16 protein-coding genes, 3 other RNA genes and 2 pseudogenes are annotated in these 24,244 nt (G+C 62.4%); 8 read left to right on the top strand and 13 right to left on the bottom strand.

What is annotated here, in order from left to right:
- Nucleotides 1-3 precede the first annotated feature (3 nt).
- Entirely contained in the window at nt 4-873 is an 870-nt protein-coding gene (locus tag J5I97_RS08175) for a crotonase/enoyl-CoA hydratase family protein (RefSeq protein ID WP_208591061.1), read from the bottom strand.
- A 244-nt stretch (nt 874-1,117) separates the two neighbouring features.
- Between J5I97_RS08175 and J5I97_RS08180 the strand changes: the two genes are divergently transcribed.
- Nucleotides 1,118-1,193, top strand: a non-coding RNA gene (locus tag J5I97_RS08180) — sX9 sRNA.
- A 4-nt stretch (nt 1,194-1,197) separates the two neighbouring features.
- Here the strand turns inward: J5I97_RS08180 and J5I97_RS08185 are convergent.
- The gene (locus J5I97_RS08185) at nt 1,198-2,883 is read right to left on the bottom strand and encodes a long-chain fatty acid--CoA ligase (protein WP_208591063.1); all 1,686 of its coding nucleotides are present in this window, start codon (nt 2,881-2,883) and stop codon (nt 1,198-1,200) included.
- A 97-nt stretch (nt 2,884-2,980) separates the two neighbouring features.
- On the opposite strand from J5I97_RS08185, the pseudogene J5I97_RS08190 reads away from it, so the two are divergent.
- Nucleotides 2,981-3,206 (top strand): annotated as a pseudogene (locus J5I97_RS08190) (hypothetical protein); the annotation flags it as partial.
- Nucleotides 3,207-3,470: 264 nt separating this feature from the next.
- Here J5I97_RS08190 and acnA read toward each other — a convergent pair.
- On the bottom strand, nt 3,471-6,239 hold the full coding sequence (gene acnA, locus J5I97_RS08195) for an aconitate hydratase AcnA (protein WP_208591087.1): 2,769 nt from the start codon (nt 6,237-6,239) through the stop codon (nt 3,471-3,473).
- Nucleotides 6,240-6,391: 152 nt separating this feature from the next.
- Here acnA and J5I97_RS08200 point away from each other — a divergent pair, with 152 nt between their 5' ends.
- From J5I97_RS08200 to J5I97_RS08215, 4 genes are all read left to right on the top strand, one after another.
- Nucleotides 6,392-6,640, top strand: a complete 249-nt coding sequence (locus J5I97_RS08200) for an AbrB/MazE/SpoVT family DNA-binding domain-containing protein (RefSeq protein ID WP_208591089.1) — start codon at nt 6,392-6,394, stop codon at nt 6,638-6,640.
- Nucleotides 6,637-7,047 (top strand): type II toxin-antitoxin system VapC family toxin, encoded by a 411-nt coding sequence (locus tag J5I97_RS08205; RefSeq protein WP_002806475.1) that lies wholly within the window; start codon nt 6,637-6,639, stop codon nt 7,045-7,047. Before J5I97_RS08200 ends, J5I97_RS08205 begins: the two co-directional genes overlap by 4 nt.
- A gap of 49 nt (nt 7,048-7,096) precedes the next feature.
- Entirely contained in the window at nt 7,097-9,688 is a 2,592-nt protein-coding gene (locus J5I97_RS08210) for a bifunctional aconitate hydratase 2/2-methylisocitrate dehydratase (protein ID WP_208591090.1), read from the top strand.
- A gap of 197 nt (nt 9,689-9,885) precedes the next feature.
- Nucleotides 9,886-10,701, top strand: a complete 816-nt coding sequence (locus J5I97_RS08215; RefSeq protein WP_208591098.1) for an alpha/beta fold hydrolase — start codon at nt 9,886-9,888, stop codon at nt 10,699-10,701.
- 186 nt (nt 10,702-10,887) lie between these two features.
- Here J5I97_RS08215 and J5I97_RS08220 read toward each other — a convergent pair whose 3' ends face one another.
- The 4 genes from J5I97_RS08220 to J5I97_RS08235 are packed head-to-tail and all read right to left on the bottom strand — an operon-like array spanning nt 10,888 to nt 15,775.
- On the bottom strand, nt 10,888-13,248 hold the full coding sequence (locus J5I97_RS08220; RefSeq protein ID WP_238135681.1) for an EAL domain-containing protein: 2,361 nt from the start codon (nt 13,246-13,248) through the stop codon (nt 10,888-10,890).
- A 6-nt stretch (nt 13,249-13,254) separates the two neighbouring features.
- A complete protein-coding gene (locus J5I97_RS08225) occupies nt 13,255-14,331 on the bottom strand; it encodes a protein-glutamate methylesterase/protein-glutamine glutaminase (protein WP_208591100.1) in 1,077 nt (358 codons plus the stop codon).
- The gene (gene cheD / locus J5I97_RS08230) at nt 14,328-14,918 is read right to left on the bottom strand and encodes a chemoreceptor glutamine deamidase CheD (protein WP_208591102.1); all 591 of its coding nucleotides are present in this window, start codon (nt 14,916-14,918) and stop codon (nt 14,328-14,330) included. The genes J5I97_RS08225 and cheD overlap by 4 nt, the downstream gene beginning before the upstream one ends.
- Nucleotides 14,915-15,775, bottom strand: coding sequence for a CheR family methyltransferase (locus tag J5I97_RS08235; protein WP_208591104.1), 861 nt, complete (start codon nt 15,773-15,775; stop codon nt 14,915-14,917). Before J5I97_RS08235 ends, cheD begins: the two co-directional genes overlap by 4 nt.
- A 441-nt stretch (nt 15,776-16,216) precedes the next feature.
- On the opposite strand from J5I97_RS08235, the gene J5I97_RS08240 reads away from it, so the two are divergent.
- Nucleotides 16,217-16,292, top strand: a non-coding RNA gene (locus tag J5I97_RS08240) — sX9 sRNA.
- 138 nt (nt 16,293-16,430) lie between these two features.
- Here the strand turns inward: J5I97_RS08240 and J5I97_RS08245 are convergent.
- Both J5I97_RS08245 and J5I97_RS08250 read right to left on the bottom strand, forming a co-directional pair.
- Nucleotides 16,431-16,913: a chemotaxis protein CheW gene (locus tag J5I97_RS08245; protein ID WP_002806488.1), complete on the bottom strand. Its 483-nt coding sequence runs from the start codon at nt 16,911-16,913 to the stop codon at nt 16,431-16,433.
- A 129-nt stretch (nt 16,914-17,042) separates the two neighbouring features.
- Entirely contained in the window at nt 17,043-17,822 is a 780-nt protein-coding gene (locus tag J5I97_RS08250) for a flagellar brake protein (RefSeq protein WP_208591105.1), read from the bottom strand.
- A 147-nt stretch (nt 17,823-17,969) separates the two neighbouring features.
- On the opposite strand from J5I97_RS08250, the gene J5I97_RS08255 reads away from it, so the two are divergent.
- A non-coding RNA gene (locus J5I97_RS08255) (sX9 sRNA) lies at nt 17,970-18,047 on the top strand.
- Nucleotides 18,048-18,403: 356 nt separating this feature from the next.
- Here the strand turns inward: J5I97_RS08255 and J5I97_RS08260 are convergent.
- From J5I97_RS08260 to J5I97_RS08275, 4 genes and pseudogenes are all read right to left on the bottom strand, one after another.
- A complete protein-coding gene (locus J5I97_RS08260) occupies nt 18,404-20,665 on the bottom strand; it encodes a methyl-accepting chemotaxis protein (protein ID WP_208591113.1) in 2,262 nt (753 codons plus the stop codon).
- 147 nt (nt 20,666-20,812) lie between these two features.
- Nucleotides 20,813-21,082: a hypothetical protein gene (locus tag J5I97_RS08265; RefSeq protein ID WP_208591120.1), complete on the bottom strand. Its 270-nt coding sequence runs from the start codon at nt 21,080-21,082 to the stop codon at nt 20,813-20,815.
- 121 nt (nt 21,083-21,203) lie between these two features.
- The gene (locus J5I97_RS08270) at nt 21,204-23,462 is read right to left on the bottom strand and encodes a methyl-accepting chemotaxis protein (RefSeq protein WP_208591122.1); all 2,259 of its coding nucleotides are present in this window, start codon (nt 23,460-23,462) and stop codon (nt 21,204-21,206) included.
- A gap of 562 nt (nt 23,463-24,024) precedes the next feature.
- Nucleotides 24,025-24,222, bottom strand: a pseudogene (locus tag J5I97_RS08275) (hypothetical protein); the annotation flags it as partial.
- Nucleotides 24,223-24,244 lie beyond the last annotated feature (22 nt).

Consider the following 24,244-nt stretch of genomic DNA (forward strand, 5'->3'; position numbering starts at 1 on the left):
ACATCAGATTGCGTCGCGTCCAGAACGGCGTGACTGCGCGCGTAGCAGGCGGCCCATGGTGCGCAGCGATTTTTCGCCGAGCTGCATCGCAGTGTCAACCCAGATTTCGGTGATGCGCATCATTTCCTGAAGCGGCACGGCGGTGGTCATTTCACGCATTTTCTGCATCGCCGCCCACGCGTGCGGGGTGCGCTTGCTCTCGCGGATCACCTGTTCCACCGCAGCCACACCCTGACCACGCGGTACGACGAGATCGACCAGGCCCATCCCCAGCAGATCTTCGGCCGAATACAGATTGCCTTCGAGCATGATCTTTTGGGCCAGTTGTGGGCTGACGCGCTGGCACATGAAGGAGTAGGCACCCATGCCAGGGAACAGATCGAACAACACCTCGGGCAAGCCCATCATCACGCCTTCCTCTGCGACGATGGTGTTGCAGCTCAGTGCCGCCTCGAAACCGCCGCCGAGCGCATTTCCCTGGACCAACGCGATGCTGTGCGCGCCGGCCCCGAGGCCGACATGGAAGGCATGCACGCCACGCACGCAGCGCTGCGCATAATCCAGCAGGCTCGCACGGTCGCCTTTGCGGATCAGCTGGCAAAACAATGCCAGATCGCCACCCAGATTGAACACATCGCTGTCCGAGGCCAGCACCACGTGCGGAGACAGTACGCCGGCGCAGTTCAAGCGCCGCCCCAGGTTGACCTGATAGCCGGTGATGTCGTCGACCAGGCGCGATGAGAAGCAGGCACGTCCCGGATTGACGGCCAGGTCGGCATGCATGTGGATCCAGTACACCTCACGCTGCGGTTCTTCGATGATGCGCAGGGTTGAGCCGACGTTGGTGCGAATGAAAGGTTGAACTGCAGACATGGTAATTCTCCGTGAAGACCGTCCGGCCGGCCGCCTTACGGACGGAGATGAGTGAACGAGTAGCGTTGCGCCGACTTCCGATTCTATGCGCACCAAAGCGAACACCCACAAGGCCTTGCGGCATTGCCGGTGCTGGATGACGGCCGGATGGCACTTACTTTGCAGGGGCGCCGGAGGACTTAGAGCGGCCAACAAAACGACTGCGCTCACCGCCAGGCGGGCGCGGCCGGTACTCTGAATCGGCATGTACCACGCGTACACTCCGGTTCTTACGCGTCGTACGCACCCACCTGACGACTGCTCGCTACGTTTTGTTAGCCGCTCTTACTCCTTGGGCGCATCCCGCAATTCGCGGCGCAGGATCTTGCCGACGTTGGTTTTCGGTAGTTCCTTGCGGAATTCGATCACTCGCGGCTGCTTGTAACCGGTCAGGTTGGCGCGGCAGTACGCCTTCACATCCTCGGCGGTCAGGGCCGGGTCCTTCTTTACGACCACGGCCTTGACGATCTCGCCGGATCTTTCGTCCGGTACGCCCACGGCAGCGACTTCCAGCACGCCGGGCAACTCGGCGATCACGTCTTCGATCTCGTTGGGATACACGTTGAAGCCGGACACCAGGATCATATCCTTCTTGCGATCGACGATGTAAACGAAGCCTTGTTCGTCCATGCGTGCGATATCGCCGGTGTGCAGCCAGCCCTCGGCGTCCATGACCTTGGCGGTTTCTTCGGGCTTCTTCCAATAGCCCTTCATCACCTGCGGACCCTTGATGCACAGCTCGCCGATTTCGCCCTGCGGCAGCACGGCGCCGGCGTCGTCCTTGATGCAGGCATCGGTGGACGGAATCGGCAGGCCGATCGAGCCGTTGTAGTCCTTCAGATCCATCGGGTTGATGCAGGCGGCCGGCGAAGTCTCGGTCAGGCCGTAGGCCTCGACCAGGGTCAGGCCGGTGACCTTCTTCCAGCGTTCGGCGACCGAACGTTGCACCGCCATGCCGCCGCCGAGGGTCATCTTGAGCGTGGAGAAATCGACCTGGTCGAACCCCGGCGTATTGAGCAAGCCATTGAACAAGGTGTTGACGCCGGTGAAGGCAGTGAAGCGTGTCTTCTTCAGTTCCTTGACGAAGCCCGGCATGTCGCGCGGGTTGCTGATCAGATGATTGCAGCCGCCGATCTTCATGAAGACCAGGCCATTCGCCGTCAACGCGAAGATGTGATACAGCGGCAGCGCGGTGATCACCACCTCGTTGCCTTCTTCCAACTTGCCAGTGCCCGCGAGCCACTGGTGCGCCTGTTGCATGTTGGCCACCAGATTGCGGTGCGTCAGCATCGCGCCTTTGGCCACACCGGTGGTGCCCCCGGTGTATTGCAGAAAAGCGATGTCGTCGGGCTCGATCTGCAGCGTCGGCACCGTGTGCTTGCGGCCCAGTGCGAGCGCTTCACGAAAACGGACTGCGCCCTTGAGGCGGTATTCCGGCACCAGCTTCTTGACGTACTTGACGACGAAGTTGACCACGGCCGCTTTGGGGAACCCGAGCATGTCGCCCAGGCCGGTGGTGATCACCTGCTTGACCGGCGTGTCGGCAATGACTTGCTGCACGGTAGTGCCGAAGTTGTCGATGACCACCAGCACAGTGGCGCCGGAGTCGACCAGCTGATGCTTTAGCTCGCGCGGGGTGTAGAGCGGATTGACGTTCACCACGGTCAAGCCGGCACGCAAAATGCCGAACGTGGCGATCGGATATTGCAGGCAGTTGGGCATCATCAAAGCGACGCGGTCGCCTTTCTTCAAATGCAGTTCGCCGAGCAGATACGCGGCGAATTGCTCGGCCACCTGATCCGCTTGGCGATAGGTAATGGTCTTGCCGAAGCTGTGGTACGCGGGGCGGTCGGCAAAACGCGCGACCGAGGTGGCGAACACCTCTGTCACGGTGCGGAACTGCTCCAGATCGATCTCGGCGGCGACGCCGGACGGATAGCTTTGCAACCAAGGACGTGCCTGCTGATTCATCTGCCCCCCTCCGGGATATTCGGTACGTGACGCAGTATGTTCGACGGCACTACATCAGCTGGCAGCATACCGTCATGCATGGAAAAGGCGAAGCGCGCTGCAGAGCAGCATTCAAGCGCGCAGACGTGTCTGGTCGTTTGCAGTTTGTGTTGTAAGTCTTGGTCGGTTGCACGCCTGCTGCGCCGGCACAACGTCTGTGCGCGAGGTTGGCGCAGATGCCTCGCGCGATCGAAGCACGCGACATCGGCGATGTGATGACGCCAGTGGCGGTGGCGGAAGATTTCGTCGGCGAAAACGGCCTGGATGCGGCCGGCGCAGGGCGGCAACTGGCAGCTGTACCACGCGCAATGGGCGCCAGCTGGGCGATAGAGAGGCCATCAAAGGTGCTGCGCCCTGGGCCTATCGGCGGAGGAGCGCGACCGATGCACGGTGCAGCATTTACCGCTCGTGCACTGCGATGCTAAGCGAGCCGCAAGCGCCGAACGACTTTCGTTACGTGTTGTCAGCCTCTCCTGGCGAGCGCCCAAAACCACTCTCCCGCCAAGCGGCGGCAGGGTGGTTACACAGGTAAAACGCGATGCGCGCGATCAGGCCGCCTTGCGCGCGGCCAGTTGGCGCAGCACGTATTGCAGCAGACCGCCGTGCTTGAAGTATTCCACTTCCTTGGGCGTCAGCAGCAGCACCTTGACCTGGAATTGCGTGACGCTGCCGTCGGATTTCTTTGCATCGACCGTGGCGCGGCGGCTGGCACCGTCCTGCAGGCCGGTGATGTCCAGCACTTCCGAGCCATCCAGGCCCAGGGTCTGCGCGTTTTCGTTTTCGAAGAACTGCAACGGCAGCACGCCCATGCCGACCAGATTGGAGCGGTGGATACGCTCGAAGCTTTCGGCGATCACGGCTTTGACGCCGAGCAGGTTGGTGCCCTTTGCCGCCCAGTCACGCGAGGAGCCGGTGCCGTATTCCTTACCGGCCAGCACCACCAACGGCACGCCATCGGCCTTGTACTTCACTGCGGCATCGTAGATCGCCAACTTTTCCGGCGCAGCGCCTTGCTTACCGTAATACAGCGTGTTGCCGCCTTCTTCGCCGCCGAACATCAGGTTCTTGATGCGGATGTTGGCGAAGGTGCCGCGCACCATCACATCGTCGTTGCCGCGGCGGCTGCCGTAGCTGTTGAAGTCGGCCGGCTGCACGCCGCGTTCCTGCAGGAAACGGCCTGCTGGCGAATCCTTCTTGATATTGCCGGCCGGCGAAATGTGGTCGGTGGTGATCGAGTCGCCGAACAAGCCCATGATGCGCGCGCCATGCACGTCATCCACATGGCCGACCTGCATGGTCATGCCGTCGAAGTAGGGCGGGTTCTTGATGTAGGTAGAGGCCGCATCCCATTCGTACAGCGCGCCATCCGGCGAGGCGATGGTGTTCCAGCGCGAATCGCCCTTGAACACGTCGGCATAGTTCTGCTTGAACATCTCCGGGCCAACGGTGGCCGCGATTTTGTCGCCGATTTCCTTGTTGCTCGGCCAGATCTCGCGCAGGTAGACCGGCTGTCCATCACTGCCGGTGCCGAGCGGCTCAGTGGTGAGGTCGATGTCGGTGGTGCCGGCGATTGCATAGGCCACTACCAGCGGCGGCGAGGCGAGATAGTTCATCTTTACTTCGGGGTGCACGCGGCCCTCGAAGTTGCGGTTGCCCGACAACACCGAGGCGACCACCAGATCGTCCTTGGCGATTGCGGCAGACACGTCTTCCGGCAGTGGGCCGGAATTGCCGATGCAGGTGGTGCAGCCGTAGCCGACCACGTAGAAACCGAGCTCTTCTAGATCGGCCATCACGCCGGCCTTGGTCAGATAATCGGTGACCACGCGCGAGCCCGGACCGAGCGAGGTCTTCACCCACGGCTGCGCCTTCAGGCCCCTGGCCGCCGCATTGCGTGCGAGCAGGCCGGCGCCCAGCATCACGGCCGGATTGGAGGTATTGGTGCACGAGGTGATCGCGGCGATCACCACCGAGCCATCGCGCAGCCGCCAGCCGGCACCGCTGTCGTCGGCGCTTTTCGCCTGCGAAGCCTTGGCGCCCACTGCAGTGCCGCCGCCGCCTTCGTTCTTCAGGCGGTCTTCCTGCTTGAGATCGGTGATGCGCTTGCTGCGCGCCTCGACGAACGGCTTGAGACTTTCGCGGACGTTGGCCTGCATGTCTTCCAGCAACACGCGATCCTGCGGACGCTTGGGGCCGGCCAGCGAGGGCTTGACCTCGCCCATGTCCAGCTCCAGCGTGGCGCTGTAGTGCGCTGGCGGGGTGTTGGCGTCGTGCCACAGACCCTGTGCCTTTGCATAAGCCTCGACCAGCGCGATCTGCTCTTCGCTGCGGCCGGACAGGCGCAGATAGGTCAGCGATTCTTCGTCGACCGGGAAGATGCCGCAGGTGGCGCCGTATTCCGGTGCCATGTTGCCGATGGTGGCGCGGTCGGCCAGCGGCAGATGCTGCAAGCCTTCGCCATAGAACTCGACGAACTTGCCGACCACGCCGGCCTGGCGCAGCATCTGGGTGACGGTGAGCACCAGATCGGTGGCGGTGGCGCCTTCGGGCATCTTGCCGCTCAACTTGAAGCCGACCACCTGCGGAATCAGCATGGACGAAGGCTGGCCCAGCATCGCGGCCTCGGCCTCAATTCCCCCCACGCCCCAGCCCAGCACGCCAATGCCGTTGATCATGGTGGTGTGGCTGTCAGTGCCGAACACGGTGTCCGGGTAGGCGATCCGGGTACCGTCCTGGTCCGCGCTCATGACCACGCGCGCCAGGTTTTCCAGGTTCACCTGATGGACGATGCCGGTATTGGGCGGCACCACCTTGAAGTTTTCGAACGCCTTCTGACCCCAGCGCAGGAAGCCGTAGCGTTCCTGGTTGCGCTGGAATTCGATCTTGCCGTTGAGGTCGAGCGCATCGGGCTTGCCGAACACATCCACCTGCACCGAGTGGTCGATGACCAGTTCGGACGGAATCTGCGGGTTGATCTGGTCGGCGTTGCCACCCAACTTGACCACTGCATCGCGCATCGCAGCCAGATCGACCACGCAGGGCACGCCGGTGAAATCCTGCAGCACCACGCGTGCCGGCATGAAGGCGATTTCGATATCGGGCTCGGCCTTTGGGTCCCACTTGGCGACTGCTCCGATATGGTCCTTGCCGACGGTGACACCGCCGTCCTCGTGCCGGAGCAGGTTCTCCAGCAGGATCTTCATCGAATAGGGCAGATGGCCGATATCGAAGCGCTCGCCCAGCTTCGGCAGGCTGTAGTACGCGTAGCGCTTGCCGTGGACCTCAAGCGAGGTGCGGGTGGAAAAAGAATCGCTCATGCATCACTCCTATGGCTGCAGGCTTTAGGTCTCTTGCGAACAGTGTGACCAATTCAGTGTGTACGTTCGGTTGCAGGACAGGGTATGTGGCCTTGAGTACGACAAGTCAAGTATGTAGAATCGCTGCATACTTTATGCATGGGGCCACCTTCATGGAAGCCACAGTTGCCGAACGCGGGCAGATCACGCTGCCCAAGCCTGTGCGCGATGCCCTGGGCCTGACCAAGGGCACCACGCTCAAGATCGAGCTCGACGGCGGGCGCATTATCCTGCGCAAAGATGTCAGCGAGGCGCTGCGCAAAGTGCGCGGCAAGTTCAAGCTGGTCGATGGCCTGACCAGTACCGACGAGGCCATGCGCGCCATCCGCGGCCGTGCCCCCGGCGATCCGTTCGACCCATGATCGCACTGGATTCCTCGGTGCTGCTCGACATCCTGATCGGCGACCCGATGTACGGTGAAGTGTCGGAGATCTGCATCGGCGACGCCTTGGCGCGTGACGAAGTCGTGGTCTGCGACGCCGTTGTGGCCGAAGTGCTGGCCATGCTGGACACCCAGGTCGATCTGATGGAAACGCTGGCTTCGATCGGGGTGCGCTACGAAGCCACCCAGGAAGCGGCGGCAGCGCGCGCCGGCCATATGAACAAGCGTTTCCGCGCACGCGGCGGCAAGCGCGAGCGGGTGGTCGCCGACTTTCTGATCGGTGCCCACGCGATGCTCCAGTGCGACGGGTTGATCACCCGCGACGAGGGCTTCTTCCGCGATTACTTCAAGGGTTTGAAGATCGTCGTTCCTACACCCGCACCCTAATTCAGGTTACGCGTTTACACATTCACTGCTGTCCTTATGGAGAATCCGCATGTTGGAAGCCTATCGCCACCACGTTGCAGAGCGCGCCGCGCTCGGTATCCCGCCGCTGCCGCTGACTGCGCAGCAGACCGCCGAGGTCATCGAGCTGCTGAAGAACCCGCCCGCGGGCGAAGAAACATATCTGGTCGAACTGCTCAGCCAGCGCGTGCCGGCCGGCGTGGATGACGCCGCCAAGGTCAAGGCCTCGTACCTGGCCGCAGTGGCCTTTGACGCCGAAAAAACCGCACTGATCAGCCCCAAGCGCGCGACCGAGCTGCTCGGCACCATGCTGGGCGGCTACAACATCCAGCCGCTGATCGATCTGCTGGATAACGCCGAGCTGGGCGCCACTGCCGCCGAAGCGCTCAAGCACACCTTGCTGGTGTTCGATGCCTTCCACGATGTGCAGGAAAAGGCGCAAGCCGGTAATGCGCATGCCAAGGCCGTGCTACAGAGCTGGGCCGATGCCGAGTGGTTCACCAGCAAGCCGGAAGTGCCGCGGAGCATGACCGTCACCGTGTTCAAGGTGCCGGGCGAAACCAACACCGACGACCTGTCGCCGGCACCGGATGCGACCACGCGCCCGGACATCCCGCTGCATGCGCTGGCGATGCTCAAGAACGCCCGCGACGGCGCGGCGTTCGTGCCGGAAGAAGACGGCAAGCGCGGCCCGATCCAGGCCATTGCCGATCTCAAGGACAAGGGCCACCTGGTCGCCTATGTAGGCGATGTGGTCGGTACCGGTTCTTCGCGCAAGTCGGCCACCAACTCGGTGCTGTGGTGGACCGGCGAGGACATTCCGTACATCCCCAACAAGCGCTTCGGTGGCGTGTGCCTGGGCTCGAAGATCGCGCCGATCTTCTACAACACGATGGAAGACGCCGGTGCGTTGCCGATCGAACTGGACGTGTCGCAGATGGAGCACGGCGATGTGGTCGAGCTGCGTCCGTATGACGGCAAGGCGTTGAAGAACGGGCAGGTGATCGCCGAGTTCGCGATGAAGTCGGACGTGCTGTTCGATGAAGTGCGCGCCGGTGGCCGCATTCCGTTGATCGTCGGCCGTGGCCTGACCGCCAAGGCGCGCGAGTTCCTGGGCCTGCCGGCGTCGGACCTGTTCCGTCTGCCGATGGACCCGCCGGATACCGGCAAGGGCTTCTCGCTGGCGCAGAAGATGGTCGGCCGCGCCTGCGGTCTGCCGGAAGGCCAGGGCATGCGACCGGGCACCTATTGCGAGCCGAAGATGACCTCGGTGGGCTCGCAGGACACCACCGGCCCGATGACCCGCGACGAGCTGAAGGACCTTGCCTGCCTGGGCTTCTCCGCTGATCTGGTGATGCAGTCGTTCTGCCACACCGCGGCCTATCCGAAGCCGGTCGACGTCAAGACCCACCACACCCTGCCGGAGTTCATCTCCACCCGCGGCGGCGTGTCGCTGCGTCCGGGCGATGGCGTGATCCACAGCTGGCTCAACCGCATGCTGCTGCCCGACACCGTGGGCACCGGTGGCGACTCGCACACCCGTTTCCCGATCGGCATTTCGTTCCCGGCCGGCTCGGGTCTGGTGGCGTTTGCCGCCGCCACCGGGGTGATGCCGTTGGACATGCCCGAGAGCGTGCTGGTGCGCTTCAAGGGGCAGATGCAGCCGGGCGTGACCTTGCGTGACCTAGTCAATGCGATCCCACTGTACGCGATCAAGGACGGTCTGCTGACCGTGGCCAAGCAGGGCAAGAAGAACATCTTCTCCGGCCGCATTCTGGAAATCGAAGGTCTGCCGAATCTGAAAGTGGAGCAGGCATTCGAGCTGTCCGATGCCTCGGCCGAGCGTTCCGCAGCCGGTTGCACCGTGCACTTGGATAAAGCACCGATCATCGAATATCTGACCAGCAACATCACCCTGCTGCGCTGGATGATTGCCGAAGGCTACGCCGATGCGCGCACGCTGGGCCGCCGCATCAAGAAGATGGAAGAGTGGCTGGCCGATCCGCAGCTGCTGCAGCCCGATGCCGACGCCGAATACGCCGCCGTCATCGAGATCGATCTGGCAGACATCCATGAGCCGATCGTGGCGTGCCCGAACGACCCGGACGACGTCAAGACGCTGTCCGACGTGGCCGGCGCCAAGATCGACGAAGTGTTTATCGGTTCGTGCATGACCAACATCGGTCACTTCCGTGCCGCCGCCAAGTTGCTGGAAGGCAAGCGCGATATCCCCACACGTTTGTGGGTTGCGCCGCCGACCAAGATGGATGCTTCCGAACTGACCAAGGAAGGCCATTACGGCACCTTCGGCGCAGCCGGTGCGCGCATGGAAATGCCGGGCTGCTCGTTGTGCATGGGCAACCAGGCGCAGGCACGCGAGGGCGCCACGGTGTTCTCCACCTCCACGCGTAACTTCCCGAATCGTCTGGGCCGCAACACCAACGTGTATCTGGGGTCGGCGGAGTTGGCGGCGATCTGTTCGCGTCTGGGCCGCATCCCGACCAAGGACGAATACATGGCCGATGTAGGCGTGATCAAGACCAGTGGCGATCAGATTTATCGCTACATGAACTTCGATCAGATCCAGGAATATCAGGATGTCGCGGATACCGTCGCGGCCTGATTTAGCGGTTGGTTGACTGTGTTTCGAAATGCCCGGCACTGCCGGGCATTTCGCTTTTTGAGCAATTATTTCGCATTCTGTCCCTGCGCGTGCACACCAGGACGAATCGCAGTTAACTCAGCTGCTGCATTGCAACGAAAATCTGGAGTGCGCAGGACTAGAGTGACCCCGCTTCCTTCACTCAAGTTCGATGTCCGATGCCCACTTGCACGATCGCTGGTCAAACGCTGCACTACATGCGACACGGTGAAGGTTTTCCGGTTCTGCTTGGCCACAGTTATCTTTGGGATGCGGCCATGTGGGAGCCGCAGATTCAGGCCCTTTGGCCGCATTACCAGGTCATCGTTCCCGAGTTGTGGGGACATGGGCAATCGTCGGCGTTGCCCGCAGACACACGACAAGTCGGTGATCTTGCACGGCAGATGCTGATGCTGCTGGATGCGCTGGAATTGCCGCAGTGCGCCGTGGTCGGTCTGTCGGTCGGTGGCATGTGGGGTGCGGAGCTTGCGTTGCTTGCACCGGAGCGCGTGCGCAGCTTGGTGTTGATGAACACGTTTCTGGGGGCCGAGCCGCAGGCGACGCGGACGCATTACTTCGGTCTGCTCGATGCGATCGAAGCGGCAGGGCAGGTGACGCCTGCGTTGATCGAGGCGATCGTGCCGATCTTCTTCCGTCCTGGTATCGATCTGAGCTCTGCGTTGCCGGCTGCGTTTGCGCAGCGCCTGGCGGCAATGTCGGCCGAACAGTTGCGCGCATCGGTTGTGCCGCTGGGCCGGTTGATCTTCGGGCGTGCGGATCGGTTGGAGGCGTTATCTGCGCTGGATCCGGCAAACACCTTCTTGCTGGGTGGCGAATACGATATTCCGCGGCCGCCGGAAGAGTTGTGGCTGATGGCCGAAGTGATCGGTTGCGATTACGAGTCGGTGCCGGACGCCGGGCATATCGCATCGCTGGAGAATCCTGCGTTTGTTACTGCGCAGTTGTTGGGTTGGTTGAAGCGTACGATCGGGTGATCTTTGGCGCGAGCTTTGGGTAGAGCGCCCGCGAGTTGACGATTGCAAGGGTGAGGGCCCGTATCCTCATCCCAGCCCCTCTGCTGTATTGCAGGCAGAGGGGCTTTGCTTCCAACTCCGAGTGCCGCCAACAATTCAGGCGCTACGCGCGGGCAAATACATTTCAAGGCGGAACACGCCGGTAGGCTACGGCTGCGCACCCAGCCACGCTTCCAGTTCCGCAGCCGGCAACGGGCGTGAGAACAGATAGCCTTGCAGGACTTCGCAGCCGAGATCGGCGAGAAACAACCGCTGCGCTTCGTTTTCCACACCTTCGGCAACCACATGCTTGCGCAGATGCGCGCCGATGCGTAGAACCGAGGTGGTGAGCGCGCGTGCGTCTTCGCTGTGTTCGATATCGCGTACGAAGCTCATGTCCAGTTTGAGTTCGTCGATCGGCAGGCGATGCAGATGGCTCAGGCTGGAGTAGCCGGTGCCGAAGTCGTCCAACGATAACGAGATGCCGGCTTCGCGAATGGCGTGCAGATTTTCCAGTACGTCGGGTTGCCCGGAAAGCATCACGCTCTCGGTCATTTCCAGAGTCAGGTCGGACGGCAGCATGCCCATGTCGGAGATCAACCGGAGCAGATCGGCGAGCATGCGCGGGCTTTCGAAACTGCTGGCCGACAAGTTCACCGAGATGCGCGCTACCGGAACGCCGCGCCGGCGCCAATCGGCGATCTGCCGACACGCACTGCGCAGCACCCAATCGTTTAGCTGCGGCATCATGCCTTGTTCTTCGGCCACGGGCAGAAACCGGGCCGGCGAAATGGTGCCAAGCTGCGGATGATTCCAGCGCAGCAACGCTTCAACGCCATACAGCGCGTGTGGCGCGGCGCTAAGCAATTGCGGTTGGTAATGCAGTTGCAGCTGATTGCGACCGATCGCCTGGCGCAGTTCCGCTTCCAGCGCGACGCGCTCCTGCGCCATACGGTTCATGTCGGAGCTGAAAAAACGGAAACGTCCGCCGCCTTCCTTCTTGGCGCGATTCATTGCCAGATCGGCATGCCGCAGCAGGATGTTGATGTCGCGCCCGTCTTCGGGAAACATCGCCACGCCGATGCTGGCCGACGGATGCACGGTCATATGGCCGACCGGCAGCGGGCCTGCGATGGTGCCAAGCAGGCGCTCGGCTACGGCAACGGCCTGCTCTGCACTGCACTGCGGCAGTGCAAGTGCGAATTCGTCGCCGACCAGGCGCGCCAGCATTGCGGTGGCAGTAAGTTGGTCGCCGATACGCAGCGCGATGTCGCGTAACAAACCATCGCCTACGGAGTGGCCCTGACTATCGTTGACCAGCTTGAAGCGATCGATATTGATGAACATCAACGCGGCCGGTTCGCCTGCGTATTCGGCCTGTGTCAGTGCCTGTTCGGCGCGCGCACTGAACATGAGGCGGTTGGGCAGGCCTGTGAGCGTGTCGTAGAACGCCAATTGATGCACGCGTTGGCGGATCTGCTCGCGTTCCAGTGCCAGTGTGCACAGCTGCTGGCATAAATCGGTGAGTCGCACATGCCAGGCGTCGGCGCGCTGCGGCTTGCGGTAGTACAGCGCGAAGGTACCGAGCACGCGCGAGCTGTTGGAGCGGATCGGGGTGCTCCAGCAGGCGCGCAATCCCATCTGTAACAGGGTGTCGCGATACGGCGCGAACAACGGGTCGGTGGCGATGTCTTCCACCATCACCGCACGGCCGCGCCAGGCGGCAGTCCCGCAGGCGCTGGCGCCAGGGCCGATCTTCAACCGGTTGACCGCATCGGCATATTCGGGCGGCAGGCTGGGGGCAGCCAGCGATTGCAGGCAGCCCTGATTATCCGCACTCATCACCATGGCAAGCACGTCCGGTGCGATGCGTTCGACCTCGGTGCAGATCAGCGTCATCACTTCGATCAGCGGCCGCTCCTGTACCAGCGCTTCCAGCACGCGGTGCTGCAACACCTCATGCACCTTGGTATAGGTGATGTCGGTCAGCACCGTAACGTAATGCGATGGATTATGGTCGGCGTCGTAGATCGGATTGAAGTTGAGCGAAATCCATAGCGGTGTGCCGTCCTTGCGATAGACCAGCAAGTCGGCCTGAGTCTGCTGCAACGCATCGGCGCGTTCGCGGATGCGCGCCACTTCGCTCTGGTCGCTCTGCGCACGGGTCAACACATGCGATGGAATCTGACCGACCAGTTCGGCTTCGGTGTAGCCGAACATGCGCTGGAAACCGTCGTTGGCGTAGAGCAGACGCGATTGCAGATCGCAGACGACGATGGCGCTACTGCTGCCATCCAACGCTTCGGCCAGCAGGCGCGAACGGCATTCTTGGGGCTGCTCGCCGGCCTTGGCCACGCCGGCAGTGAAGGTGCCCGGCTTGATTGCGCCAGCAGTGATCGGGTCGGTCTTGATCGGGCCGGTGGTTGCTGCTGCGTGATCGGCCAGCACGTCCGCAGCGATAACCGAGACGGTCCCCCGTATGCCGGGAACCTCCGCCGGGTCGGTCGGGTGCGGGGGCCGGGCGGTCATGCGGGATCAGCGCGCCTGCGCCGACAGCGCGATCAGGCGTTCTGCAACGCGATCCAACGGCACAACTTCCTGTGCGGCACCAAGTTTGTAGGCAGCGCCGGGCATGCCCCAGACCACGCTGCTGGCTTCGTCCTGCACCAGCGTAGGTGCACCGGCCTGCAGCATTTCCAGCAGGCCGCGTGCGCCGTCGTCGCCCATGCCGGTCAGGATGGCACCGACCGCGTTGGGGCCGGCGTTGGCGGCCACGGAACGGAACAGCACGTCCACCGCCGGCTTGTGGCGATTGACCGGCGGGCCGTCGTCGATGCGGCAGCGCCAGCGGGCACCGTCGCGGATAATGCGCAGATGCTGGCCGCCTGGTGGCAGATAGGCGTGGCCTGGCAGGATCGCTTCGCCGTCGCTGGCTTCGCGCACCGACATCGCCGAATGACGATTCAGGCGTTCGGCAAAGGCGGTACTGAAGCTGGCCGGCAGATGCTGGGTCATCACCACCGCCGGGGCATCGGCAGGCATGTGTTCGAGCACCACGCGCAACGCTTCGGTGCCACCGGCAGAGGCGCCAATCGCAATCAGGCGATCGGTGGTGCGGAAGCGCAGCGCGCTGCCGGGCACCGGTGCGGAGTGCATGTCCAAGATGACCTTGGGCGCACTTGGGCGATTCAGCGCGCTGACCTTGGCCTTGGCGGCCATCTTGACCTTGCTGACGATCTCTTCGGCATAGTCTTCCAGCCCGCGCGCGAGGTCGATCTTGGGCTTGGAAACGAAGTCCACTGCGCCCAGCGACAAGGCTTGCAAGGTGGTGTCGGCGCCGCGTTCGGTCAGCGATGAAATCATCACTACCGGGGTTGGGCGCAGGCGCATGAGATTTTCCAGAAACACCAGACCGTCCATGCGCGGCATTTCCACATCCAGCGTGATCACGTCCGGATTGAGGCGTTTGATTTTTTCGCGTGCCAGGATCGGGTCGGCGGCCGAGCCGATGACTTCGATGCCGGGGTCGCGCGAAAGAATTTCGGTGAGCATCTGGCGCACGACCGCCGAGTCGTCGACGATCAATACGCGCACAGGGGTTTCCAGCGTCATTCGAACAACTCCACTCCACCGGTGATCGGTGCTTTGGACAGACGGGCACGCACGGCCGATTCGGCGACGGCGACTTCGTGTGCGTGCGGCAAACGCTGCACGACGACGCGGCCGGTCGTCGGGAAGAACCACACCTTACGCGGATGGATGCCACACAGATCTTCGGCAATGATGGGAATGTGTTCGGCCTGCAGATACTGGCGCACGAATTCAGCGTTGCGCGTGCCCACCGGGTTGCTGGTGAAACCCTTGAGCACGTTGGCGCCACCGAAAACTTTTGCTTCGATCCGATTGCGATGCGCGCCGCGCTTGAGCATGTCGTTGATCAGCAACTCCATCGCATAACTGCCATAGCGCGCAGGTGCGCCATCGCCAACCTGGCCTTCCGGCAGCAGGAAGTGGTTCATACCGCCGATCTTCAGCACCGGGTCGCGAAGGCAAGCGGCAACACACGATCCCAAGGTGGTCGTCAATGCGGTGTCGTCGTCGACCACCAGATATTGGGTGGGCAGCAGCTTGGCGGTAATGGTCTTGAAGCGCGAATCGCGGTAGCGCATGACATCGTCGACCTGCACGGCAGTACTCATGCAGACGCTCCCCCGCGCGGGGCGCGCCGATACAGCGTGCGTCCGCACGGCTGGATCAGATCGGCCGCGTGCAGGTAGTTCTCCGAGTGCCCGGTATACAGCAGGCCGTCGTCGCCCATGTGGCTGACCAGACGCGACAAGATGCCGCGCTGTGTGGGCTTGTCGAAATAGATCATCACGTTGCGGCAGAACAGCGCCGCGTACGGGCCGCCGACGTCGTACCGCGGCGAGAGCAGGTTCAATTGCCGGAATTGGATGAGCTGGCGCAGCGCCGGAATGACCCGGCACTTGCCGTCGTTGGGGCCGCTGCCGCGTTGGAAGTACTTGCGCTTGATCGAAGCATCCAGCGAGGCGAGGCGATCGATGGCGTAGACGCCGCGCGAGGCGGTTTCCAGCACCTGGGTATCGACGTCGGTGGCCACGATGCTCACCGGCGGGGTCAGCGAACCGAAAGCTTCGCACGCGGTGATGGCAATCGAATAGGGCTCCTCACCGGTGGATGCCGCGCACGACCAGATATTGAGCGGTGCTTGCGAAGCGCGCTTTTGCAGTTCTTCGCGCAGCTTGTCGAAGTGGTGCGGCTCACGGAAGAACGAGGTCAGGTTGGTGGTCAGCGCGTTGGTGAACGCCTGCCATTCTTCTTCGTCGTGGCCTACTTCCAGTTGGTCGAGGTAATCGCGGAAGGAGCGCAGGCCAAGCACGCGCAAACGACGCGACAGACGGCCATACACCATGTCGCGCTTGGCCGGAGCCAGCGCGATGCCGACACGCTGATAAATCAGGTCGCAGACGCGCTTGAAGTCGCGGTCGTCGAAATCAAATTCGCGTGTGTCTGAAGCGGAAGTCGTAGTCGTCATATCCGTACGCGTCGTTAGCTATCACCCGGTATCGGCCATGTGGTCGCGCAACTGAAGGGCCAATGCATCGACCGACTCGGTTGGGTCCAGTTCTGCCGTGAGACGCGGCAACGCTGGTATAAGTCGGCCCGCATCGGCGCATCGGCGCATCGCCACGCGCCTGGGCATGGCGATGTGCGAGGCGATTACTTGATGGTGACGAACTTCAGGTTGGCCGGGGAACCGACTTCGATTTCGGCACGCGGGCTGTCGCGCTGTATCTTGCAGAGTATGCAGACGTCTTGAATCCGAAAAAGGTGATTCATGCAGCACTTCAATCTGGTTGTGCCTGGCGTGTCGGGAGCTTCCTGACACGCGATGATCGTGGAGCAACCGCTAAGAGCGGCTAACAAAACGACTGCGCTCACCGCCAGGGGCGCGCGGCCGGTGCTCGGAATCGGCATGTACCACGCGTACACTGCGGTTCCTGCGCGCCGTCCGCACCCACCTGACGACTGCTCGCTACGTTCTGTTAGCCGCTCTTAAAAGTGATGCCGCCGCCAGATGCGTGTGGTCGGCGTCGGCGGTCGCGATATGCATGTTGTACATAGCAGCTTCTGCACGCCCTCAACACCTCCGTCGCGACCGCTGGCGATGTTGAAGTCAGCCGTTCGAATCAGGCTGCTTCTTCAACCAGCTGCTGACCAAGCTCGGTGCTGTCCAGCAAGGTTTCGATATCCAACAGGATCAACATGCGATCGTCCTGGGTGCCGATACCGGAGATGAAACGGGTGTCGACCGCAGCGCCGAACTCGGGCGTCGGGCGGATCTGATCGTCGTTGAGCGGAATCACGTCCGAGACGCTATCCACCACGATGCCAACCACACGGTCTTCGACGTTGAGCACGATCATCACAGTAAAGGCGTCGTAGCGCGCTTCTTTCAGCCGCAGCTTCAGGCGCAGATCGATCACCGGCACGATGGTGCCGCGCAGGTTGATCACACCCTTGATGTAGTCGGGAGCGTCGGGCAGGCGAGTGACCGAATCATAGCCGCGGATTTCCTGCACTTTCAGGATGTCTACGCCGTAGTGTTCTTCGCCCAAAGCGAAGCTGAGGAATTCACCACCGGTGCCGGTGGCAGTGCTTTTGTCGTTCATGGAAACTCCGGGCGTTGCGGCTGAGTGTCAGGTTGCGTCAGAAGATTGCGGCAGCAATAGGGTTGCCCTAGCAACATCGGCGCAGCGGGCAGCAACTTTAGGTGCGTGCTCCGCGCCGTGCGGGCAGGTTCAGAACGTGCTGCTCTTGTGGGCATTGCGCTGGCGGTCCACCCGGAGGATGTAGCGCTGGATGGTTTCGTCGGCGCCGCGCGGCAAGTCGCTGAACTGCATACTGGCGCGGACGCTCTCGCTGCCGTTGGGCAGTGTCTGCTTGTACTGGCTGCATACTGTGAGCGGCAGCGTGATCGGCGCGGCGTCGGGCAGCTGCAGGGTGCAGTTGCGGTAGGTATGCTGCGGTTCGAGCAACGGCATGCCGTCGGTGAGCGACACCGCAACGCCGCCGCTGCTGATGTCGATCACGCGTAGCTGCAGATCGAATGCGCCGCCCTGGGCCTGGTGGATGATGCAGATGGGCGATTCGGTGATCGGCGTTTCCAGCCTGTACGATTCGCGCCGCTGCATGTGGTGCATCGCGTCGGGCAGGTCGACGCGGAAAGCGACATGGATGTCGTGCTCCCTCCGCTCGGCTTTTTTCAGCCTGAAACGGATGTCGACCCGTTTCAGCTGCGCGTAGCACAGCAGGTAGTCGGCGCCTTCGATAGCGCGATTGGAGGCGTCGCTGTGGCTGCCGTCAAGAATCACGCAGTTGTCGTCTTCGTCCACTTCCAGCACGGCGGTGGCCACGACCATGTCGCGGCCGGCCACATGCATGGTCACCACGGCGCGTTGGTCGAGCAGCTGGCGCAGCAATCCACGGATCTGCCGCTTGTTGCGCAGCACATAGCGCTCGTCACCTTCGGCCAGGTGGTCGGCGTCGTGGTCCAGCTCCGGGGTATCGCCTTGGGACATGGGTATAAGCACAGTGAAAGCGGGAGTGCGCCAGGACGGATGTCTCGGTGTTGCTTTGATATCGGCGGTCAGGCCGAATCTTTAAGAGCGGCTAACAAAACGACTGCGCGCTCCGCCAAGCGGGCGTGGCCGGTGCTCGGAATCGGCATGTACCACGCGTACATTCCGGTTCCTCCGCGCCGTCCCCACTCACCTGACGACTGCTCGCTACGTTAAGGCGATGCCGTCGATGGACGCGGATGATCTGGGCGATCTTCTTGGAAGAGGTGTCGATGTCGGCCATGGTGGTGACCACACGGCCGACCATATGGTCACGGTGCTCCAGTGGGCGTGCAAAAAAAAGGGCCGCTTTCCCCTCGCAAGGGAAGCGACCCGGAAGACCCGCGCACAACGAATCGAACCACTTTCGAATGATGAGGGTTGCCAACTGCGGTATTGCTTGAAAAGGTGATCTGGGCGCTTGCGCAGGCAGAAGGCGGGGGTGCGGCCGATCCAAAATGGCGCATCGGCCGCGCCCACTGCGATTCCTGCGCGCCGTTCCTACCTGCTCGGCAACTGCCCGTTACGTGCTGCAGCCGCGCTTAAAACTCACGCCAGTCGCCTGGTCCTGCAGCCGATGTCAATGGACCGGTCGTGCTGCGACGTGGCACTGCCAAGGCGGCAGTTGCACGTGCCGCCGGACGCGCCACCGAGCGTGCATTGGTCGGTGCATTGGCAATCGCCGATAACTGCCGCGCCACTGGTGCCTGCGCGGCGACCTTGAACACCGCAACCGTTTCGGTAAGTTGCTGGGCCTGTTCCTCCATCGCGCGTGCGGCGGCGGTGGCTTCTTCCACCAGCGCGGCGTTTTGCTGCGTCGTTTCGTCCATCTGGGTGACGGTCTGGTTGACCTGTTCGATGCTGGCCGATTGCTCCTGCGAGGCGGCGGAGATTTCGCCCATGATGTCGGTGACGCGTTGCACCGACGACACGATCTCGGCCATGGTCTTGCCGGCTTGGTCCACCAGCTGCGAGCCGTCGGCCACGCGTTGCACCGAGTCGCCGATCAGGTCCTTTATCTCCTTCGCTGCGGCGGAGGAGCGCTGCGCCAGCGTGCGGACTTCGGACGCCACCACCGCAAATCCGCGGCCTTGTTCGCCGGCACGTGCAGCTTCCACCGCTGCGTTCAAGGCCAGGATATTGGTCTGGAAGGCGATGCCATCGATGACGCTGATGATATCGGCGATTTTCTTGGACGAGGTTTCGATCCCGGCCATGGTCTCGACCACCTTGCCAACGACTGCGCCGCCCTGCGAGGCCACGCTGGCTGCGCCGATCGCCAGTTGATTGGCCTGACGCGCGCCCTCGGCGTTCTGCTTGACTGTGGAGGTAAGCTCTTCCATCGATGCAGCGGTTTCTTCGAGATTGGCGGCTTGTTGTTCGGTGCGCTGCGATAGGTCCTGATTGCCCGCTGCAATCTCGGTGGCCGCAGCATTGATCGAGACCGCCGAGTGCTGGATATGCCCGACGATGCCGGCCAATTGCGTAACGGTGGCATTGGCATCGTCGCGCATCTGTGCAAAAACGCCCTTGAACTCGCCCTCCATGCGTGCGGTCAGGTCGCCTGCGGCAATCGCCTGCAACATGCCCGACAGCGACTGCAGGCTGCCGTCGGCGGTGGCCATCAATTGGTTCAGGCTGTCCACCATCACCCGGAAGTCGTACTGGAACTGAGCCGCGTCGCCGCGAGCGCTGAAGTCGCCATTGGCGGCGGCTTGCGCCAGGTGCTTGATCTGCTGATTCATCGACGCCAGATTGGCCTTGACCTGCGCCATTGTGTCGGTGAGCTTTGCTTTTTCGCCGGGCAGGGTGTCCATGTCCTCGCTGAGGTCGCCGATTGCATAGCGGCCCATGATCTGCGCCAGGCGCAGCGTGACCTGGATGTGGCTGTCGACCAAGGAATTGGTGTCGTCGGCCATGCGGCCATAATCGCCGGGGAATGCGCTGGCATCCATGCGGAAACTGACTTGGCCTTCATCGTGGCGCCTGGCCATGTCCAACTGTGCGGTAATCAGGTTGCGCACCTGCAACTGCATCTTGTCCATAGCCTGCAACAAGCGGCCGGTTTCGTCGTTGGCGTCGGTATGCACTGCGTTATCGAGCCGGCCCTCGGCGATTGCTTCAGCCGCGCGGGTGGCACGGCTCAGCGGTTGGGTCAGACTGCGGGTGATCAGCAAGCCCAGTGTGCCGCTCAGCACCACCACCAGCAGCGACCCACCGATCAGCAGCTTGCGCGAGTCGTCCATCGACTCCAGTGCCACGGTGGCTACTTCGAGGGCCAGCTTGTCTTGCAGCGCAATGTTCTCGCCGATCTTGTTCTGCCATTGCTCCAGCGCCGGTGCGGCCTTGGTCAGCAGCAACGGGAGCGCCTGGTCGCGATGGCCCGCCTTCACCAGTTCGATGACTTTATTGTTCAACTCTCTCACCGCGGCAGTGCGCCGATCGATGTCGTCGCGGATGGCTTGGCCCTGCGCCGACGTCGGCATCGCATACAAGGCTTCGCGTGCTTTGCCGTAGTCGGCACGCCCAGACTTGATCGCCTCGATAAATTTCAGGTTTTCTTCGTTACTTGTGGGCAGCACGATGTTGCGCACTTGCGCGGCGATGGTGTAATTGGCATTCATCATGTCGTTGGAGAGTCGGATCTTCACCATATTCTGGTGCACCAGATCGTCGACGAGTGCGCGTGCCGAGATCAGCCCGCGGTAACCGATGAAGGTGATAAAACCTGACAACAGAATCAGCACGGTGAATGCCGCAGCCAACCGTGGCCCGACCTTGAAACGTAGCAAAAGAGAGTTCATTGGATCGCTAGACTCGATGAGGATGGGCAGGGAAGGCCGACTGATAGCCACGCTTTTTGCGCTCGCGTCTGCTTGTCGTACGTCAATCGGTAACGGCACAGCATGTAGCCAATTGAGTTGGCACCGATCTATTGGTAAAGCGCGGTTTCACACAGGTGACGAACAGGTGCCGATGGCATCGGCAGTCGGTCCGTGACTGTGCGGCTTTGTTCGATCGAGACGCTGGAATACGCCTTTTTTCCGAAATCTTCGAATTTGCAGCAGTCGCGAGCTTGCCCAGGGTTTCACGTGCTGTGCGCTGATCGAGCGGGTGCGCATGCAGGCATAGCGCAATGCGTACGCTGCACGCGGCAGCGCATATCGGCTGCCAGGCGCAACGACGAATGCGTGCTCAAAAATGCCCTGCACCTGATCCATCTGCAGTAGGTCTTGCCTGCCAGAGGAACTCAAGGCTGGTCCGATGACGCCGGGCCAGCCTTGCTTTCATACGGCGCGTTGTAGAAGGGCGCTGGCGCACGCGCGGCACGTTCAGCCGCCCTCAGAATTGCTTGAACTCCCTCAGGTCGGCGGTCGATGCCGATTTGCCGACGGCACTGCGCCGTTGCGGCGCGACCGTCGTGGTGCGTGCTGCCGTACGCGGCACCAAGCGCGCGTTGGCCGGTGCACCGGCCATGGCCGGCAACTGACGTGCCACCGGTGCATTTGCGGAGACCTTGAACACCGCCACCGCTTCGGTGAGCTGCTGCGCCTGCTCTTCCATCGCACGTGCGGCAGCGGTGGCTTCTTCCACCAACGCGGCATTTTGCTGGGTGGTTTCGTCCATCTGGGTCACGGTCTGATTGACCTGTTCGATGCCTGAATATTGTTCCTGCGACGCCGACGAAATCTCGCCCATGATATTGGTGACTCGCTGCACGCTGGCGACGATCTCGGCCATGGTGGTGCCAGCCTGATCGACCAGCGTTGTGCCTTGGGTGACCTTGTCGACCGAGTCGTCGATCAGGCGCTTGATCTCTTTGGCGGCGCTGGCCGAACGTTGTGCCAATGTGCGCACCTCGGAGGCGACGACCGCAAAACCTCGGCCTTGTTCGCCGGCACGCGCCGCTTCCACCGCAGCGTTCAAGGCAAGGATATTGGTCTGGAACGCAATACCGTCGATGACGCTGCTGATCTCGGAAATCTTCTTCGACGAGCTCTGGATGTCCGACATGGTGGTAACCACTTTGGCCACCACATCGCCGCCCTGCGAGGCCACCGCAGCCGCGCCGATGGCGAGCTGGTTGGCCTGGCTGGCGTGTTCGGCATTCTGCTTGACGGTGGAGGTGAGCTCTTCCATCGAGGCTGCGGTTTCTTCCAGATTTGCAGCCTGTTGCTCGGTGCGCTGCGATAAATCCTGATTGCCGGAGGCGATTTCGCCCGATGCCAACCCGATCGCATCGGCGGCGGTCTGGATGCGGCCCACGATGTCGGCCAGCTGTTCGGCGGTGGCGTTGGCGTCGTCGCGCATCTGCGCAAACACGCCTTGGTACTGGCCGCTCATGCGTGCGGTGAGATCGCCGGCAGCGACCGACTGCAACAGCCCCGACAGCGACTGCAGGTTGCCATCGGCGGTGGACATCAGGTGGTTGAGGCTTTCCACCATCACGCGGAAGTCGTACTGGAAACGCTCGGCATCGCCGCGTGCGCTGAAGTCGCCATTGGCGGCCGATTGCGCCAGCTGCTTGATCTCCGAGTTCATCGTGGACAGATTCGCTTTGACCTGGTCCATCGCCGCGGTGATGGCGGCTTTTTCGCCTGGCAGACGCGGCATGTCCTCGCTCAGGTCGCCGATGGCATAACGCTCCACCAAGCGGATGGTCTGCATCTTGACTTTGATGTGTGCGGCAACCAGCTCGTTGGTGTCCGTAGCCATGCGGCCGAAGTCGCCGGGGAAGGCACCGGCATCCATGCGGAAGCTGATCTGGCCTTCGTCGTGGCGCTTGGCCATGTCCAGCTGCGCGGTGATGAGATTGCGCATTTGGTCCTGCATACGGTCCATAGCTTGCAATAAACGGCCGGTTTCATCGTTGGACTGCGTGCGTACATCGTTGTCGAGATTGCCTTTGGCAATTGCCTCGGCAGCGCGCGTGGCCTGCGTCAAGGGGCGCACCAGGCTGCGGGTGATCAACAAGCCCAGCAGGCCACTGATCAGCACTACGGCCACACCGCCTGCGATTAACAGGCTACGGCCGCGTACCATAGCCGCGTTGGACTCTGCATAGGCCTCCTGGCTGCGCTTGCGCTGCAGTTCGGAGTAGCTGGCGAGCGCGTCCTGCCACTTCTGGGTTGCCGGTCCCGCCTGTGTCAGCAGCAGTGCCTGAGCCTGGTCGAGCTCGCCGGCGATGTCGAGTGCGATCACTTTTTCATTGGTCGCACGCGCAACCGCATTGGCGGCATCGATGTCGTTGCGGATGGCGGTGGCGGTCGGCGATGACGAGAACTGATACAGCGCGTTGCGCGTCTCTTCGTAGCGGGCGCGTTGCTGTTTGATCAGTGCGATAAAGCCCTGATCGTCTTCTCTGGTATCGGCCAGGACCAGGTTACGCAGCTGCACGGCGATGCTGGCGCTGGCGTTGGTCATGTCCTGCGACAGCTGGATGATCTTGATCTGGCGATTGACCACCGCGTCCATGCGCTCGCGTGCCTGCGCCAGCGTGTGAAGGCCGGTGGCGACCAGTCCGCACGACAGCAGAATCAGCGTGCCGAAGGCAAAGGTCAGGCGCTTGCCGACGTTATACCGTTGTAGAAGAGCGATCATGTTGGGTCTCGTGCGAAGGGCAGGAAGGGCAATGCGCAGTGGTTCGCGCGCGGTGGCGGTGTGTTGGCGAACCGGAGGCAGGCATGCAGCAAGCCGATCCATCGCCGCGCGTGAGGTCTGCTCACCGTGCAAGCGATTACAAGGCGGGTATGTGTACTTGGAACCTATAACGGCCGCTGTCGCTACGACTGAAGCCGCCGTGCCGACTTCGGACGGATGACCGTTACCGAGGTGACGGCGGTGTGTACAGGTAGCACGAAGACCCGTGTAAAGCGCTACCAGACCGCCTGGCAGGAGGCGCAGGTCACGGCTTGCCCACGCGCCCGGAGCCGGACTCAGACGGGTGACAGGGTGTGCAGCCAGAAGCCGGGCACCGGCTGCAACGCATGGTTTCAACCAAAGCCAGCCGATGTTCGGGATGCATGGATGTGTCGGTGTTCTGGAGCGTGTTATGGACTTCGGGAGCAGGTGCGTCGGTCGTCAGCGGTGCAGAGCGGGTGCTGCGTGGCGCCGGCCGGGCACGCCACGACCTTGCCGCGCTGCAGGCACGTATGCGGGGGCATCAGGCAGCACGCCCCAGTCGGGCCGGCGTCGAGCTGGCTTGCAACCGGATCACCGACACCGCAGCGCGCAGCTGATGCGCCTGTTCTTCCATCCTGCGTGCGGCGGTGGTTTCTTCCACCAGCGCGGCGTTCTGTAGGGTGGACTGATCCATCTGCGTGATGGTCTGGCCGACTTGCTCGATGCCTTGCCACTGTTGCGGCAACCGCGCGGGCGAGGTG

This window comes from Xanthomonas fragariae (assembly GCF_017603965.1).
GTDB classification, from domain to species: domain Bacteria; phylum Pseudomonadota; class Gammaproteobacteria; order Xanthomonadales; family Xanthomonadaceae; genus Xanthomonas; species Xanthomonas fragariae_A.